The following is a 17,547-nucleotide window of genomic DNA, read 5'->3' as shown; positions in this document are numbered from 1 at the left end:
TTTAGTTTTTTAATGAAGTCATGTTTTGTGAAATGAAAAAGAGCCGTTTTGAAGTGACCCCTAAAAGTTAGACACGGTTATTTCATTAGGCTACTTGATCCAAATGAGTCCGGTATTGTACCGGGCTCATTTTTAATTTTGCCTTAATCCGTTTCTTATTATAATAATCTATATATTTTTCTAATTCTATTTTAAAATGCTCTATGCATTCAAATTCTTTTATATAGAGGAACTCCGACTTCATAATCCCAAAGAAATTCTCTATTACTGCGTTGTCGTAACAGTTTCCTTTTCGAGACATACTCTGTACGATAGCTCTTGATTCAAGTGTACGGACGTACTGTCTCATTTGATAATGCCATCCTTGATCCGAATGCATCAGTAGCTGGTGGTTTTCAGGTAAACGTTCTAATGCTTTCTCTAACATCTCTGAAACAAGTGAATACGCCGGTCTAGAACCAATTGTATAGGTAATAATCTCACCATTATACAAGTCTAATACAGGTGATACATACAGTTTTTCTCCAAATAATTTAAACTCTGTGATGTCTGTTACCCATTTTTGATTCGGTGCATCTGCATAAAAATTACGCTCTAAAATATTGGGTGCAATTTTACCGACTTTCCCTTTATAGGATTTATATTTCTTCATACGCACAACACACTTTAATCCAAGCTCTTTCATAATACGTTGCACCTTGTTGTGATTCACTTTCTGACCACGATTCGCTAACTCATCACGAATGCGACGGTAGCCATAACGACCTTCATTCTCCTCATAAATCACTTTAATCTCAGCTTTCAAATCGGCATCTACATCTGGGCGATTCATTTTCTTTACTAAATCATAATACGTGCTTCGTGGAATAGTAGCTAACTCCACGAGTGCCTTCACCGAATATTTATGCCTTAATTCATAGACTACTTGCGCTTTGTCTTGTTTAGTGACTTTTCCTTGTTTTGAACTAAGGCATTCAACTTTTTTAAGTACTCATTTTCCATTTCAAGCTGTTTAATACGTGCTTCAAGTGCTTCGACTGACCCTTCAGCTAAAGCTTGTTTTACTTGTTTATTTGACTCTTTTTTCATGGATGGACGCCCCTTTTTTTTAGATTGAAGGGCATCAATTCCTTGTGTTTTGAGTTGTTTTTTCCAAACAGAAATCGTTGAAGGGGCAGGAATGTTAAAGATAGCTGCCGTCTCAAATAAGGACATACCGTTTTCAATCATAAAGTTTAGTACGTCTAGTTTAAATTGTTGTGTGTAATTTGTACATCGTTTTAGAAAAGCTTCCACACCATTCTGCTTATATTGGTTTACCCAATTCAAAATGATTGTGCCACTTATACCGATCGCTCTACCCATTTCTCGATAACTTTCATTTCCGTTCAAATAACGTAGAACGATTTGTATTTTTTCATCAGCTGTAAATTTAGCCATAGAAAAACTGCACCTCCAATTGTTAGACTGTGTCTAACAATTGGGGTGCAGTTCATTTCTTTTGAAAGATGCGGCTCTTTTTATTATTTTGTTATCGTACTGTTCGAAATGATAAATCATAAAATTATACGATTAACAATTTGATAATGATCGGACTTCAGTTATATATTTCTTGAAGTCTGGATATTGAGATACAGTTTGGCAGGTAGGGGTGAATAGTTGATTAATTAAAGATACATTTGTAATTACTTCGTTACAAGGACCATAGAATGTAACTTTTAGCTTTGAATTCGGTGGAACTTTGAATACGATAGGGATTTTTTTCATTAAATAAACTCCTTACATAACAGAGGTTATATGTTTATTTCCTTTTAATTAGGAAGACATATTAATATAATATGTAATTTTTATTGTAGTTGATTATTACATATACTGTATGAGTTGATGTAATTTCTATTACGTATCAAAATAGTGTTGTGAAAAAATATATATCATGTTTATAAAAAGCTTAAAAACAGACTAATATGAGGGAATAAGCGTTAATTAACTTGTCTCTATATAATAAATTGTAAAAAGGCAGCTTTTTTTAGCTGCCTTTTTACAGGGAGATTGAAAAATCTTGGAGGTCATTCATGAGTATAAGCAAAAATTGCTTATATGTAGTATGTACATTATTTATAGTTTTATCCCAATATTTAGTATGAAATAAACGCAAGTTTATCGTTTACAAATGAAAAAAAGAAGGACTTATTTATTATGGATAAAAAGAAATTATTTAGTTTTAAAAAATGATGAAAATATATTTATTTGTCTTATAGAAGCTTGTTGCTATTAGGCGTATAGGTCTAGCAATAAAACAAGCTTTGAATAAGATAATAAAAAGGAGTTGATTAGTAATGGGTTATATTGTAGATATTTCGAAATGGAATGGAAATATTAATTGGGATATTGCAGCGTCTCAGCTAGATTTAGTTATTGCTAGAGTTCAAGATGGTTCGAATACGGTCGATTTTATGTATCAAGGTTATGTGAAAGAAATGAAGAAACGTAGTATCCCATTTGGGAATTATGCATTTTGCCGTTTTATATCTATTTCAGATGCAAAAAAAGAAGCGCAAGATTTTTGGAATCGTGGTGATAAAAACGCTAAATTTTGGGTGGCAGATGTAGAAGTTCAAACAATGGTAGATATGCAAGGCGGGACTCAAGCATTTATTGATGAATTACGCCGATTAGGTGCAAAAAAAATTGGTTTATATGTAGGACATCACACGTATGTATCATTTGGAGCTCGCAATATTGATGCTGATTTTATTTGGATTCCTCGTTATGGAGGGAATAAACCAGCATATCCTTGTGATATTTGGCAATATACTGATTCAGGAAATGTTCCTGGTATTGGAAAATGTGATTTGAATCAATTAATTGGGAATAAAAATCTTTCTTGGTTTATAGGTTCAAATCAAACAAATCAATCTAGTATTGGAGACAGTAAGCAACCAAATGGAATTGGTATTGCAGTTTCAAAATATGATGATGGATACGGAATTAATTTATATGAAAATCCTGCGAATCCGCAATTTATAGGAAGACTTACGAAAAAAATCCCATATTTAATCTATAAAGGTTATTGGGGAGGTGGCGAAAAAGATATGATTTGTTTAGGTGGTGAACAACAGTGGGCTAAGTTAGAACATTTTAATGTACAATGGTTTCATGCATATTCAAAGTACACACCTGGATATGAAATTAGAACGTACGATGGGCCAAACGGGAATGATACAGGTGCGGTCGATGGGAAGGTCCCTTATCGTATTTGGAATCGTCAAGATGGATATATAGATATAGGTGGGAACAAATGGATCAAAGAAGAACATGTGCAGATTAAATGATGTTAAAAAGTCGGCTTTATGCCGGCTTTTTTATTTAGCGTGCCCAGCTAAGCTGGGCACTGCTTGCTGGTGAAAGTCCAGCCTAGGTAAGAGCCAAGTCGCCTAGTAGCTGACAGGCAGCTGGTGGAGAAATCCTAAGGTTGAAGCCCTGTGACAAAGTAACTTCTACTAGAAGTGCGAGCGAATCAACAGACCGTAACATAAAGTGAACCTTGCCGCCTCGTTAAAAGCAACCTAGCAATAGGACAAAGGGAAGTCGAGCCTGGTGAATATGGGCGAAGACCATGGAAGATGTGAAGAACTTGGAAATACGACATCGAAGAATCCCTCGGGGTACGGAGGGCGGTATGTTGAGAAAGTAGTGTCTGGAACTGGGGAGACCCTCCTTTGCCCTTTCTTTCAGAAAGGAGAGAGGAAACCTATAAGCATATACGAAATGGTGGACTGTAAAGAGGGAGTCGGAGGAGGTCATAGTACTGAATATCATAACGACAACACAACGTTATGTAGGGAAGGACCTCTACTTTGTTCATAAGTTGGAAGGAGGTAAGAGTGAGTGAATGCTGGAAAACTAGCTAACTACACTGATGTAAAAGCTCAAGAACTTTGGAAGACTTTATATCTTTGTGCCAAAGAAAGTTCAAATCGTAGGTTTCACGCGTTGTATGACAAAATATATCGTCCTGACATATTGGCTGAAGCATGGAGAAGGGTAAAACGGAATCAAGGGAGCGGTGGAATTGATGGACAGACGATTGAAGAAATCGTGTATCAATATGGAGAACGAAACTTTCTCAATGAATTATATATAGAATTGAAAAGTAAATCCTACCATCCACAAGCTGTAAGAAGAATGTATATTCCAAAAGGTGATGGAAAACAAAGACCGCTTGGAATTCCCACGATCAAGGATAGGGTTGTACAAATGGCAACGAAATTGGTGATAGAACCCATCTTCGAAGCCGATTTTCAAGACTGTTCGTATGGATTTCGCCCGAAACGAAACGCACATCAAGCGATATCGAAGATACGGAAAGCGAGTAAAACATCTCATTGGATTGTAGATGTAGACATACAAGGATACTTTGACAATATTAATCATGACAAATTAATGAGGCTTGTAGAAAGAAGAATCAGTGACCGAAGAGTGTTAAAACTCATTAGAAAATGGTTGAAAGCGGGAATCATGGAACATGCGCAATTTCATGAAACGACATTAGGTACACCACAAGGTGGCGTGATATCTCCATTACTTTCTAATATATATTTAAACTATATGGATACCATTTGGGAAAAGAAGTGTAAACATTTGGGGGAACTAATTCGATATGCGGATGACTTTGTCATCGTATGTCAAACAAAACAACAAGCATTAGAGAGTATTCGGATACTACAATCCATTATGAATAAGTTAGAACTTACAATCCATACAGAAAAGTCGAAGCTAGTGAATACGTGGGATGGAAACGAGGGATTTGATTTTCTAGGATTTCACCACCGAAAATACCCTAAACATGTGAAAGGCGGGAAGAAAGTGCATGTGATGGCACATATTCCGAGCCAGAAAGCCATGAAGAAAATGCGGGAACGCATTAAAAGATACACAGAGCCGAGGAACAAACTGTATCTACAATTGGAAGAGATGGTGAAAGGTTTAAATAGAATTCTGCAAGGATTCAAGAATTATTATAGCTTATCTTCAATTGGACAGAGGTGGCTCTGTAAAATAGACTGGTACGTCCTAGAACGACTTAACCTTTTTTGGAATAAGAAAAGAAATGTTCGAAAGAAACATGGTCGTATCAAGGACTTGATGAAGAAAACAACATATACACTCGTGAAAGTAGGAGGATAGAACAAAACTGAACGCCAAAGAAGGAAGAACATCGGAAAGCCGTATGAGGGAAAACCTCACGTACGGTTTGATGAGGGGAAGCTGAAACAGAAAAGGGATGGCAAAGCCATCCCTAAAGAAAATTTAATCTGTTTCAGTTTTCTACTCTACATAAAGCTTGTCTCTGGCATGAAGAGAAATACTTGCAGAAAACACATTGATTTCACAATAGCGCTGTATAGTTCCTAATATACATTTATCAAAGTGAGGTATTTGAATTGAAAAAGAAAAAGCTATTTATGGGAACTATTATTGCATGTGTGGCGCTAACATTGTCTGCGTGTGGTTCCTCAGAAAATGTTGCAACATCAAAAGTAGGAAACGTGACAGAGAAAGAGTTAAGTAAAGAATTAAGGCAAACATATGGAAAAAGTACTTTATCTCAAATGATGTTAAATAAGGCATTGCTAGATAAATATAAAGTTTCAGATGAAGAAGCTAAAAAACAAGTAGAAGCAGCGAAGGAACAAATGGGTGACAAGTTTAAAGTGGCTTTAGAGCAAGTAGGATTAAAGAATGAAGATGAATTAAAAGAGAGAATGAAGCCAGAAATTGCACTTGAGAAAGCGATTAGAGCGACTGTCACAGATAAAGATGTGAAAGATAACCATAAACCTGAAATGAAGGTAAGTCACATTTTAGTGAAAGATGAAAAAACTGCGAAAGAAGTAAAAGAGAAAATAAATAATGGTGAAGATTTTACTGCTTTAGCGAAACAGTATTCGGAAGATACTGGTTCAAAGGAACAGGGCGGAGAAATAGCTGGTTTTGCTCCTGGTCAAACTGTGAAAGAGTTTGAGGAAGCTGCGTATAAATTAGATGCAGGACAAGTAAGTGAGCCAATAAAAACATCTTATGGTTATCATATAATAAAAGTGACGGATAAAAAAGAATTGAAACCATTTGATGAAGTAAAAGATACGATTCGAAAAGATTTAGAACAACAAAGACTGCAAGATGCGACAGGTAAATGGAAACAACAAGTAATCAATGATCTATTGAAAGAAGCAGATATTAAAGTAACAGATAAAGAATTTAAAGATACATTTAAATTCTTAGATGAGAAATAAGGTTTAGAAGAAAAACAGAGATTTAGCATAATGCTATATTTCTGTTTTTTTATTTTCAATAGAAAAGGGAACTCATATAGAGTTCCCTTTTCGCGTTAGTGTGTGTGTTATAAATAGATAGTAAGACAATACAATATTACATTTAAATATTAAGAATTACAATAGTAAAATTTGGATGTAGATAAAAGGAATAAGCAATTAAATTCGCAAAATGTTGAAATGATAATGTTTTAGTTAATTAATTTTGTTAAATATAAACTAAATATATTTTCTTGGAGTATAAATTAACTTTATAGGAAGTGACATGTTGAACATTTAGTACAAAAGGATGTTCTTAATGATGATAAGAATTATTTATCCCGCTATTTGTGGGAGTCTTACTGCTCGTAAAAGCCCGATTGGTGAAGGCTAATAATCAGTGGGTGATGGACAAAACCCCCACTGATTATTAGCCTTCACTTTATTAAAATAGGATGAATATTTTTATATTTACTAGATTATTAAATTAATTTGGGGGAGAATATATGAAAGTTATTTTTAAGAGAGAAGGCGGAGGGAAAATTTTTGAATCATCTAATGAAAATATAAGCGTTCTATTAGCTGTATTAAAAGAAACAAAAGGGATAAAGATTGGGATGGTTGAGTATGAAGTATTAGAATATAAACTGGAATATTATCGGAATCCGAAAAAAACAGAAACAGAGAGAGAATTACATATTATAATGCAACCCAAGCATATTCAATAAAGAAAGTGAAAAATTAATGAGTGTGAATCTTACTGCCTGCAAATAGCAGGATAAATGGTAGTAATTGTCGATATGTATGAAACTTATGAGGAATGAATTGTTTTACATCATAAGTTTCTAAAGCTTTGTAAGTTCGTTCATAATAAAAGTGTATGCTTTTGTTGAAGGATGGTTAATGAGATATAGCTGAAATTTGTATTCCAGAAAGAACGTTAGTTAGGATAGAAAAGTAAAATTAGAAATATAATTAGTTCAATAAAAGCGACTTCACATTAGGTGGAGTCGCTTTTATTGTTGCTACACGTATTCTATGATGCGATAGGAAGTGCAAAGAAATTTGATTAATAAAAGGGAGTAATAAATGAGTATGAATAAACTTTATATATTAAAGTTGCATTTTGTTTGAAAAATTTACATGTTGCACTTCCGTAAGAACGTTAGTTCGTGTATAATTAGAACGAATGTTCTTTCGAAGTGGCGATGTCTACAAATTCATAAATAGTTTTGAATTGGAAAGCTACGCTACATATAAATAAGAGATGGATAAAGTGTATTTAGAAATGAAATTAGTGAGGTAACATGGTCACAGTTTCGAACCATGTTGGAATATAAAGCAAAATGATACGGCAAACAAGTCATTGTCGTATCGAAAACATTTGCTTTAAGCCAATTATGCTCTTGTTGTTGATATCAAAACAAAGACGTTAAAAATCTAAACCTACGTAAATGGGACTGCCCTTCTTGTAGTACACATCATGATAGGGATATTAACGCAAGTATCAATCTAAAGAATGAAGCGATAAGGCTTCTAACCGCAAGGACTGCGGAGATAGCCTAATAAATTAGAGTTCGATAGAACTCTTTACTTAGGAATCCCCCACTTCTAAACGAAGTGAAAGTGGGGGAGTTCAAGAATGGATAGATATAGAAAATTGAGGAGTAAAGAAAATGAATTATGTAAAGGTACAGGAAAAAGGAAGAGAGTGGGTTCCATTTACAGTAATGTCGGAACAATTATTAAGTATGAGAAAAATTATTGGAGAGAAATTAAAATTCCAAAGGCCACTAATAACGAATGAAGCGAAAGAAAGCATTTCAGACAAATTATTAACTTCATTATTGTCTGAAAAAGAGATGTTAGTGACCTATTTTGAAGAAGGATACATACTTACGAGTTATATGACAGTGGTTCATATAAATCCAATTCAACAAATTGTAAAATGTACAGATGCATTTTATAAAACATATATATTTGCTGCAAGGGACATAATTGATGTAACTTAAAAGAAGCTGAATTTTGAAGTTTAGCTTCTTTAATTTATCTAGCTATTTGCGGGCAATTAGATTTACACCTCTTCAAAAAATTCGGCTGTGAGTCAGGATACCTGTAAAAACCTAATTTTTTGAAGAGGTGAAGAACTAAATGAAAAAGCAGCTAGATGGAAGCTAGCTGCTTAGTCCCAGGGAAAGGGAGAAAAAGATTGGTACTCAAAAAATCGACGATAGCTGTGTATCAGCCTGAGTATAGTATAGACAAATTTAAAAATGTTATACAAAAATGATTACAGAGCTGTTTAGGCCGTACCAACTTGGTTTTGATCTGCTAGATCAGAATCAAATGTATTAGTCGCACTAACCCCACTAAAAGTGTTCACTACGAAACCAACGTTAGATGCGCCAGAGCCGTTATAAGCTTTCGTATTCTCTTTTGGAGAAACATTGTAGAAATCACCTAAGTTGAAAGATCCGTTACTATTTTGTACAACTAAATTCCCAACAACTGAGGGCATAATTTTCACCTACTTTATAAGTAATTGTTTGCATTACTATATGAAGGTACAGTCTAATTGGTTCATTTGACAAATATTTCGGAATAGAAAAATGTTTGAAGCTTTGTTTAATCAATCGAGCAAAAAGTATGTTAAAATTAATGAAGAGCTGAATTTTAAAAAGAATAAATTTGAATAATTAATATATATGGAATTAAAGGAGGCAAAATGTAATGGATAATGTTATAAAAACAGTGGATTTAACAGATGCAGAATCAAGTAAACTTGTTGCTTATATTTATAGTAATGATGTCACATTGATCGAAAAAGCATTTTGTCCTAATGAAATAAAATTAAAGTTTAATGAAATAGCAATTTTATCGGCAATTAAAACCGCATATATTACGAAAGTATCTATAAGGAAAGAACTTGAAGCGATTTTTCACGATACAGGCGTTTTATTAGTAAAGCAAAATGTTGAAAGGAATAGTATTCAATCTATAACAATGCATTTTGAGCAATTTAAAAAGTTGCAAAATGAGATTGAGAATCTAAATAAAAGTATGTTATAAGACTAGGTGGAAATTTATTGATAGAGGTGGGCTCTGTTAAGTTGAAAAAGTGGATTGAAAAGTATTTGGATAAATCGAACCGTAAAAATAAATATACTTTCATTAAGGTGTAACCTATATTTATCGATGTGAGAAATGTAGGGAATAGAAGATACAATTTAAAAATAATAACGATACAAACAAAAAGAGTAACTATGATGGTTACTCTTTTTGTTTGTAATATGTAATATCAAAAATACTTCTAAAGTATGAAATGAATTGATACTTAAGTGAGATGTTGAATAAGAATAAAAAGAGTAATATTAATGGAAAGGAGGAGATGAAGTTGGAGCGAAACAACATTGGGAAACTTGTAATTATTACTGGAGTAACGCAAGGGTTAGGACGTGCAATGGTTGATAGGTTTCATGAATTGGGATGGAAAATAGCAGGGTGTGGACGCTCAAAAAATAAAATTGAAGAGCTTAATAAATATTACGGTGCTTCACATGATTTTCAAATAATTGATGTTTCAAATCATCACCAAGTTAGTAAATGGGCAAGTCGTATTATTAATAGGTATAGGGCTCCCGATATGTTAATAAATAATGCATCGATTGTTAATCAAAGTGCACCGCTATGGAAAGTTCCGGCTCAAGAATTTGAAAGTGTAATGAGTGTAAATGTGAACGGGGTAGTAAATGTCATTAGGGCGTTCGTCCCGGCGATGATAGCTAGGAAAGAAGGAATTATTATTAATATGAGCTCTAGTTGGGGAAGAGAAGGCGAGGCTGAACTTGCGCCATATTGTGCCTCGAAGTTTGCTGTTGAAGGTATCACGCAGTCAATGGCAATGGAACTACCAAATGGTATGGCAGTAGTTGCTTTAGATCCAGGTGGCAGTATTAGCACTCCAATGCTTCACTCATGTGCACCTCAATATGTAAAAGAATCTCCTACACCTGAAATGTGGTCACATAAAGCAATTCATTATATATTAAATATATCAATAGATAAAAACGGTGAGTCATTGACATGTCCAGTATGCATTTAATCTTCAGATAAGTATTAAATGTTATATTCACAGTTCTGAAGGACAAGCATATATTGAAGTATGTAGGAAGCATTTGCAAATTATACATTCATCGAGAAACTCCTTGTCAAAAAGAGCGCCTGAAAGGTGCTCTTTTGTATTATTAGTGCATTATGTGATGCACAAAATTACATATGAAAAATAGAATAATGAATTAAAGGTGATATTTGTTTGTTTTGAATGTACTAGAAAATTTAAATATAGGTGATGGGAAATGAACCTACGCGATTTAGAATTGACAGGTGCCTGGTTTCAAGTAGGAGGAAATCTTATAGCAGCAATTGGAACAACTAGAGGGTTTGCAGGGGAAGAAAAGATTGAGTCGGATCTCGTTATTGTAGGGAGTTCATTACAAGCTCTCGGATATATATTACAAATTATAGCAACTAATGATGCGAAAGATGAAGATAAATGTGAGAAGCAAGAGGTAACTATAGATAATAAAAATAAAGCGCTAGCGAAAACGGGGATTGAGTTATTAGCTTTAGGTAATATTTCAAATGTAATAGGAACGTATTTTAATCTCAATGAACAAATGAAAGAAAATGATTTCCTTATAATTACTGGAAATAGTTTGCAATCAATTGGCGCTTTTTTAGGAGTAGAAGTAGCATTGAATGAGATAAATGGAATACAGTGGATTATCGTATTAGGGAATTCAATGCAAAGTTTAGGTGCGGGATTACAAGCATATGAAGGTATTAAAAATATACCAAAAGAAGAAAAGGGAAAAGAAGACAGTAATATAGATAAAGAAGATCAACGTATAATAGGGCTAATAGGTATTTGGATACAGGCAATAGGTACTGTAATTTCAGCAATTGGATTAACCGAAATAGTAGAGGAACAACGATTGGAATCTAAGAAAAGGTGATGAAATACTCATTTCAATGAAGTTTGGAGTATTTCAATTTTAGAAGTAGGACAAGATGGATGTGTTAATTGTTTTTGTAGGCTTTTTCATATAGGCGTAGAATATACATATAAACGAACAGGTGAAAATAACTTGTTAACGTTAGTGAGAGGCTTCTCATTTAGTTATACTATTATATGTGATTTTTGTAATGATGAGTTCTTATATACGCTTTTAGAAATAACATGATTTCATAGGTTTGATAGTGTAGGAGATGGATAGGGAAGAAGCGAAAAATAAACATTAAGGAGTTTTTCAGACATGATGTACTTATTAGCAATTTTACTTCCGCCGGTAGCTGTTTTATTTTGCGGAAAGCCGTTTCAAGCGATTATTAATTTCATTTTAACCTTAATTTTTTGGGTTCCAGGAGCGATACACGCAGTTCTTGTCGTACATGATAAAAAAGCCGACAGGCGACTTAAAAAACAAGTTCAAGCGTATGATGAAATTAATAAAAGAAATAGAAGGTAAATTGCGATTGACATACAAAAAAGAAAGGGGATTTGATTCGCCTTTCTTTTTTGTATGCCAATCAAGTTTAAATTTTAGTATAGCGGTAAGAATTTTTAATATAAGTATTATGATAATAACTTTTAGAGTGTGCGTTTAATAAACCGGTGTAAATGCTTTCTGGCACATTAAAGAAATCATACATACCATTCTTTAGTTGAATACGTAAAATCATAGAAAAAGGATTATAGCCAACAGCAACTAATTTTTTTGAAATAACGGGAGATAGCTTCATCATTACGCAACTCCTTATTTTTCATTTTAGATGGTTTCTTGTAGAGAAGGGGATTGTCGTGTTGAAATCCTAATAATTAAAGGAGTATTATACTTATATGCAATATATTAAATGTTTGTTATACGTAATTATAAGGAAGTTCACACGAAGTACATATCGTTGTGCTATTTTTATTTCACCTTTGATTTATAAATAAGAAAATATTGACCATTTGAAAAAAAGGTATATTATTTATACGAGGTATTAAAAATTCACTTCTTACATTCTATGCTTTAAGGGGCAGTATTATTAGAAAAAATAGAAGTGAAAATAGTTTGTATAAGAAGTATTCTAAAATGTATAATCTGTGAATTGGGAAAATATTGAATGCTCCAGGTCAATATACTTTCTTGATTAAATGTATTTGGGAAAGTGACCTCAATATTTTCAAGTAAATCAACGGGAGAATTGAAAGGCAGGAGAAAGTAACATGTCAGAAAATTATCGTTCTCGAGAGGAGCGACGACAAGTTCAAAAGAAAAAACAGCCAGCTTCTAAAAAAACAAAACCAAAAGGTAAAACATCGTTTTTTCGTAAATTTTTAATCAGTTGTTTACTACTTGGTATTGTAGGTTTAGTGGCAGGGGTTGCTACCTTTTTCGTAATGATTAAGGATGCACCAAAACTTGAGAAAGCAAAACTTGTTAATCCGTTATCCTCAAAAATTTATGATAAAGACGGGAATTTGGTATATGAATATGGGAAAGAAAAGCGGACGAATGTTACGTATGATCAAATCCCAAAATTAGTAGAAAATGCATTTTTAGCAACAGAAGATTCGCGTTTTTATGAGCATAGCGGAGTAGACTTTAAGGGTACTGCACGTGCAGTTTTAGTTAGTCTTAAGGGAGATTATGGCTCTCAAGGTGGTAGTACGATAACGCAGCAAGTTATTAAAAACTACTTCTTATCGATGGAAAAAACGTCAAAACGTAAGGTTCAGGAAATATATTTAGCGTATAAGCTAGAACAACAATATTCAAAACATGAAATATTAGAGATGTATTTAAATAAAATTAATTTAGGAAACCGTTCATATGGAATTGCAACAGCAGCACAAAACTACTACGGTAAAGAATTGAAAGATTTAACATTACCAGAAGTTGCGATGCTAGCTGGCTTACCAAAAGCACCGAATAACTATGACCCAACGAAAAAAGAAAATGTTCAAAGGGCAACAGAAAGAAGAAATACTGTACTAAACCTAATGAATAGACATGGTTATATTACAAAGGCAGAAATGGAAGAAGCATCGAAAGTACCAGTGGATAAAAATATTAAGAGTGCAGCTGAACTACAAGCGATGCCATATACTGCATTTATGGATGCAGTAGTTAAAGAAGTAGAAAAGGAAATACCAGATGTTAATATTGGATCTGATGGTTTAGAAATTTATACAACATTGGATCCAAAAGCACAGAAATTAGCTGATAATATTTTGAATACAAATATTATTAATTATCCAAATGATAAATTCCAAGGTGCTTTCACATTTATGGATACGAAAACTGGAGAAGTTCGCGCTATAGGTAGTGGGCGCGGTGAAAATAAAGCAGTATTTAAAGGGCATAATATGGCGATTGAATTAGATCGTGCAGCTGGTTCAACTATGAAGCCAATCTTTGATTATGCACCGGCTATTGAATATTTAAAATGGGCTACGTATCATCAAATCGATGACTCTCCATTTAAATATTCAACTGGACAAGAACTTCGAAATGCGGACAGAAGTCATTTAGGCCCAATTACTATGCGTGAAGCGTTAAAAATGTCACGTAACGTTCCAGCAGTTAAAACAGCTAAAGAGGTAGGTATTAGTAAATCGAAAGAGTTCTCTGAGAAATTAGGTATTACATTTAATGTAGCACCGACAGAATCAACAGCGATCGGTACAAATGAAGCGTCACCAACTGAAATTGCAGGTGCTTATGCGGCATTTGGGAATGACGGTAAGTATACGAAGCCGCATTTTGTTAAGAAAGTAGTTTATCCAGACGGCAAGTCACAAAGTTTTGGACAAAAACCAAAATCAGTTATGGCGGATTCTACAGCATATATGATTACTGATATGCTTCGTTCTGTAGTTACATCAGGTACTGGTACATCGGCAAATGTGGCCTCTTTAGATGTAGCTGGTAAAACAGGTACAACTAACTATTCTTCAAAACAACTAGCACAATATGGAATTCCAGAAAGTGCAACTCGTGATAGTTGGTTTGCAGGATATACACCGCAATATACGATGGCAGTATGGACTGGATATACGAAAGATGGTAAAGACGAGTATATTAGTAGTAAAAATACGAAAATTGCACAGTTGATCTTTAAAGAAATGATGAGCGAGATGGCTACAGATAAATCACGCTTTAAAATGCCAAGTAGTGTTATTCAAGAAGGTAGTGAATTGCGTATAAAAGGTGAAAAACGTGATTCATCTCCAAATACGAGCGTACCGGATACAACGGAACAACCAAAACAAGATCAACAGCAAAAAACTGAAGAAGAGAAAAATCAAGAGGAATTAAAGAAACAGGAAGAACTTAAGAAACAAGAAGAGCAAAAGAAACAAGATGAACTTAAGAAGCAAGAAGAGCTTAAGAAGCAAGAAGAGCAAAAGAAGCAAGATGAATTAAATAAGCAAAATGAACAAAATAATGGAAATGGCCAAGGAAATACAACACCACCGAACAATGGTGGAGGCCAAGGAAATACAACACCACCGAACAATGGTGGAGGCCAAGGAAATACAACACCACCGAACAATGGTGGAGGCCAAGGAAATACAACACCACCAAACAATGGTGGAGGTCAAGGGAATACAACGCCACCGAACAACGGTGGGGATCAAGGAAATACTACCCCACCGACTAACGGTGGAGGAGGCCAAGGGAATACAACTCCAACGCCACCAGCAACAACGCCACCAACTACTGGCGGGAACACAGGAGAAGTCCCTGCCAATAATGGACAATAAGTAATGTATATAAAAGCACCAAAGGTACCGATAAAACGGTTCCTTTGGTGCTTTTTATATTATAAAGGTTAATATTATTTTTAAATGTTAAAAGTACCATAGAAATTTTGAAAGTAAATTGATGGGAAATGATAAAAAATTTGAGTTGGTGGTATTGGATAACTAGGGCCATAAAAAGTAGTACTACTCGGGTGTGTACCATGATGCCAAAATGAAGGGGTGACTTGGTCAGTCGATTGATATTGTTGCCAAGTGGCAGGAAGTTCGATGCCAACATCAGAACTAGCTGTATGAACGGCAGGAACATGTATTGAGGGAGCTGCTGGGACAACGGCGGTTATTCTTGGTGATACCCACATGAAAATGATCACTCCTAAGTTTCAATGATAAAGTAGTATATTCTTTTAATGCTTATAAAGGTACATATAGATAGGATTTTCGGTTAAAACATACGTACAAAGTCGTAAGACCAATGTGAATTGATGGTGGACCATTTATTACGAAAAGATACGCCTATTAGCGGAGGGAAAAGGAATATGAAACATATACAATGGATGTGTTAATCGTAATATTTTACGTGTTTATGGAGGGATTTTAATGGAACGATTATGGACGAAATCATTTATACAAATGACTATCGCGATGTTATTTTTATTTACGGGGTTTTATTTACTTGTTCCAACGCTCCCGCTCTTTATTAAAGAGATTGGTGGAAATGAATCGCAAGTTGGACTGATGATGGGAATGTTTACAATAGCGGCAGTTGTAATACGACCGATTATTGGAGGTATGTTAGATCAATATGGTAGAAGATCTTTTATTATTTTCGGACTCATATTTTTTGGGATAACGATGTATTCGTATAATTTAGCATCGACTATTGTCTTTTTAGCTGTTTTACGCGTTATTCACGGAGTGACGTGGGCTGTTTCTACAACAGCAGTTGGAACAGCGATAACTGATATTATTCCAGATTCACGTCGTGGTGAAGGGATGGGCTGGTATGGCATGGCGATGACAATCGCGATGGCAATTGGCCCGATGATTGGATTATGGGTTGTACAAAATTATTCATTTCATGGTCTATTCTTGTTAGCAACTCTTTTATCCTTTATGGCAGTCGTATTATCGTTAATAACGAAAATGCCATTCACGCGACAAAAAGAAAAAGGGAAAATTCAGCTGTTTGAAAAATCCGTTTTATCAATAACGGTTGTTGTTTTCTTTTTATCATTTGCATATGGAGGAATAACAACATTTTTACCGTTATTTGCGTCATCAATTGATGTGAATCCTGGGACATTCTTTCTTGTATATGCAATTGCTTTAACAATTGTACGACCTATTTCAGGAAAACTATTAGATAAGTATGGAGAAGTTTTTATCATACTTCCGGCACTATGTATTACTATTTTAGCGATAGTTGTACTAACGATTTCAAATGGTTTGATAGGTGTAATGATTGCAGCGGCATTATATGGTGTTGGATTCGGTTCAGCACAGCCCGCTTTGCAAGCAGCGATGCTTACAATTGTTGCTCCGAGTAAAAGAGGAGTTGCTAACGCTTCATTCTTTACTGCATTTGATTTAGGTATTGGATTAGGTGCGATTTTACTTGGAGTTGTTTCACAAATGTTTGGTTACCGTATTTTATTCACAGGTAGTGCAATTTCAGGATTAATAGCTTTAATTATATTTGTCATTTTTGTAAAACAAAGATTAGGCAAAAAGGATTTTGCGTAAACAGGAAGAGCGAAGATGAAAATTTCAATTGAACATGATGCTCGACGGTGCTTTAAGGAAGAATTGCGTATAAAGCATGATGAATCTATTTGATGTATTGTAAGGTACGGAGGAAATAGCTCAATTCAGCCCGGATATTCTTTAGGGATTGTTTCTGAGAAATCAGTTCGGGAAATAGTGTCAGTTGAGAAAGACGGTAGTTTATTTTTATAGATTTTGATGATCTTTCGTACTTTCAAAACTATGAATTAGTTGTAAGCTATCGTAAAGAAACGGAAGAAATTTAATTTAATTATGTAAAATAATAATTTTATTAAAAATAAATAAATTTTATATAAGAATTATATTTATGGGAATATGAAATAAATATTATAAAAAACCGAGCTGTGCATGAGTGCAACTCGGTTTTTTATGTTTGTTGAAGAAAAAGGGATTAAAGGTATATTTAGTGGGATTATATGGATAATTGTTATATTTCATTTTAAAACATTGTAAAAGGATGTCTGTCCTTTCTTTATAAAAGATGAAAGTTATTTTTGAAAAATTGTATTATTACATCGGTAAAAGTATAGGGAACTTATCGTTATAAAATAAATTGAAATCTTCTAAAAACTCTGATACATTGAAATAGAAATGTAGTTTCATATTATTGTAAAGGCTTACAGTTATGTGCAC

16 protein-coding genes and 2 pseudogenes are annotated in these 17,547 nt (G+C 34.1%); 13 read left to right on the top strand and 5 right to left on the bottom strand.

Annotated features, from left to right (window positions below; genetic code table 11):
* Positions 1-85: 85 nt before the first annotated feature.
* A protein-coding gene (locus JFU18_RS04295; RefSeq protein WP_201050269.1) for an IS3 family transposase occupies positions 86-1,440 on the bottom strand; the annotation gives its coding sequence in 2 pieces (ribosomal slippage) (positions 86-987 and positions 987-1,440; 1,356 coding nt in all).
* 132 nt (positions 1,441-1,572) lie between these two features.
* Positions 1,573-1,767, bottom strand: a complete 195-nt coding sequence (locus tag JFU18_RS04290) for a hypothetical protein (RefSeq protein WP_002165873.1) — start codon at positions 1,765-1,767, stop codon at positions 1,573-1,575.
* Positions 1,768-2,336: 569 nt separating this feature from the next.
* Here JFU18_RS04290 and JFU18_RS04285 point away from each other — a divergent pair.
* The 6 genes and pseudogenes from JFU18_RS04285 (at position 2,337) to JFU18_RS04260 (ending at position 8,326) form a co-directional block, all read left to right on the top strand.
* Positions 2,337-3,332, top strand: a complete 996-nt coding sequence (locus tag JFU18_RS04285; protein ID WP_201033146.1) for a glycoside hydrolase family 25 protein — start codon at positions 2,337-2,339, stop codon at positions 3,330-3,332.
* A 556-nt stretch (positions 3,333-3,888) separates the two neighbouring features.
* Positions 3,889-5,187 carry a group II intron reverse transcriptase/maturase gene (gene ltrA / locus JFU18_RS04280; protein WP_201033737.1) on the top strand — a complete coding sequence of 433 codons (1,299 nt, stop codon included), beginning with the start codon at positions 3,889-3,891 and terminating at the stop codon, positions 5,185-5,187.
* A 257-nt stretch (positions 5,188-5,444) separates the two neighbouring features.
* On the top strand, positions 5,445-6,296 hold the full coding sequence (locus tag JFU18_RS04275; RefSeq protein WP_002031835.1) for a peptidylprolyl isomerase PrsA: 852 nt from the start codon (positions 5,445-5,447) through the stop codon (positions 6,294-6,296).
* A gap of 524 nt (positions 6,297-6,820) precedes the next feature.
* The gene (locus tag JFU18_RS04270) at positions 6,821-7,042 is read left to right on the top strand and encodes a hypothetical protein (protein ID WP_002012623.1); all 222 of its coding nucleotides are present in this window, start codon (positions 6,821-6,823) and stop codon (positions 7,040-7,042) included.
* Positions 7,043-7,607: 565 nt separating this feature from the next.
* Positions 7,608-7,880 (top strand): annotated as a pseudogene (locus tag JFU18_RS04265) (zinc ribbon domain-containing protein); the annotation flags it as partial.
* A 110-nt stretch (positions 7,881-7,990) separates the two neighbouring features.
* Positions 7,991-8,326: a YolD-like family protein gene (locus tag JFU18_RS04260; RefSeq protein WP_201033147.1), complete on the top strand. Its 336-nt coding sequence runs from the start codon at positions 7,991-7,993 to the stop codon at positions 8,324-8,326.
* 290 nt (positions 8,327-8,616) lie between these two features.
* Here the strand turns inward: JFU18_RS04260 and gerPF are convergent, their stop codons facing one another.
* Positions 8,617-8,832 (bottom strand): spore germination protein GerPF, encoded by a 216-nt coding sequence (gerPF, locus tag JFU18_RS04255; protein WP_001141569.1) that lies wholly within the window; start codon positions 8,830-8,832, stop codon positions 8,617-8,619.
* A gap of 212 nt (positions 8,833-9,044) precedes the next feature.
* On the opposite strand from gerPF, the gene JFU18_RS04250 reads away from it, so the two are divergent.
* The 4 genes from JFU18_RS04250 to JFU18_RS04235 all read left to right on the top strand — a co-directional run bounded on the left by JFU18_RS04250 (position 9,045) and on the right by JFU18_RS04235 (position 11,842).
* Positions 9,045-9,383: a hypothetical protein gene (locus JFU18_RS04250; RefSeq protein ID WP_002127270.1), complete on the top strand. Its 339-nt coding sequence runs from the start codon at positions 9,045-9,047 to the stop codon at positions 9,381-9,383.
* Between the two features lie 325 nt (positions 9,384-9,708).
* A complete protein-coding gene (locus JFU18_RS04245) occupies positions 9,709-10,416 on the top strand; it encodes an SDR family oxidoreductase (protein WP_201033148.1) in 708 nt (235 codons plus the stop codon).
* Positions 10,417-10,669: 253 nt separating this feature from the next.
* A complete protein-coding gene (locus JFU18_RS04240) occupies positions 10,670-11,329 on the top strand; it encodes a DUF6944 family repetitive protein (RefSeq protein ID WP_002035373.1) in 660 nt (219 codons plus the stop codon).
* A 300-nt stretch (positions 11,330-11,629) separates the two neighbouring features.
* Positions 11,630-11,842, top strand: a complete 213-nt coding sequence (locus JFU18_RS04235) for a YqaE/Pmp3 family membrane protein (RefSeq protein WP_002085763.1) — start codon at positions 11,630-11,632, stop codon at positions 11,840-11,842.
* A gap of 67 nt (positions 11,843-11,909) precedes the next feature.
* Here JFU18_RS04235 and JFU18_RS04230 read toward each other — a convergent pair whose 3' ends face one another.
* Positions 11,910-12,119, bottom strand: a complete 210-nt coding sequence (locus tag JFU18_RS04230; protein WP_002085762.1) for a KTSC domain-containing protein — start codon at positions 12,117-12,119, stop codon at positions 11,910-11,912.
* Between the two features lie 466 nt (positions 12,120-12,585).
* On the opposite strand from JFU18_RS04230, the gene JFU18_RS04225 reads away from it, so the two are divergent.
* Positions 12,586-15,129: a transglycosylase domain-containing protein gene (locus JFU18_RS04225; RefSeq protein WP_201033738.1), complete on the top strand. Its 2,544-nt coding sequence runs from the start codon at positions 12,586-12,588 to the stop codon at positions 15,127-15,129.
* 80 nt (positions 15,130-15,209) lie between these two features.
* On the opposite strand, the gene JFU18_RS04220 is transcribed toward JFU18_RS04225, so the two are convergent.
* Positions 15,210-15,488 (bottom strand): hypothetical protein, encoded by a 279-nt coding sequence (locus JFU18_RS04220; RefSeq protein ID WP_085310934.1) that lies wholly within the window; start codon positions 15,486-15,488, stop codon positions 15,210-15,212.
* 238 nt (positions 15,489-15,726) lie between these two features.
* Between JFU18_RS04220 and JFU18_RS04215 the strand changes: the two genes are divergently transcribed.
* Both JFU18_RS04215 and JFU18_RS04210 read left to right on the top strand, forming a co-directional pair.
* On the top strand, positions 15,727-16,872 hold the full coding sequence (locus tag JFU18_RS04215) for an MFS transporter (RefSeq protein WP_201033739.1): 1,146 nt from the start codon (positions 15,727-15,729) through the stop codon (positions 16,870-16,872).
* 15 nt (positions 16,873-16,887) lie between these two features.
* Positions 16,888-17,159 (top strand): annotated as a pseudogene (locus JFU18_RS04210) (HesB/YadR/YfhF family protein).
* The last annotated feature ends 388 nt before the right edge of the window (positions 17,160-17,547 follow it).

The organism is Bacillus sp. TH22 (assembly GCF_016651015.1).
GTDB lineage: Bacteria > Bacillota > Bacilli > Bacillales > Bacillaceae_G > Bacillus_A > Bacillus_A mycoides.
The sequence above is the reverse complement of the archived record's forward strand: the minus strand, read 5'-3'. Positions and strand labels throughout refer to the sequence as shown.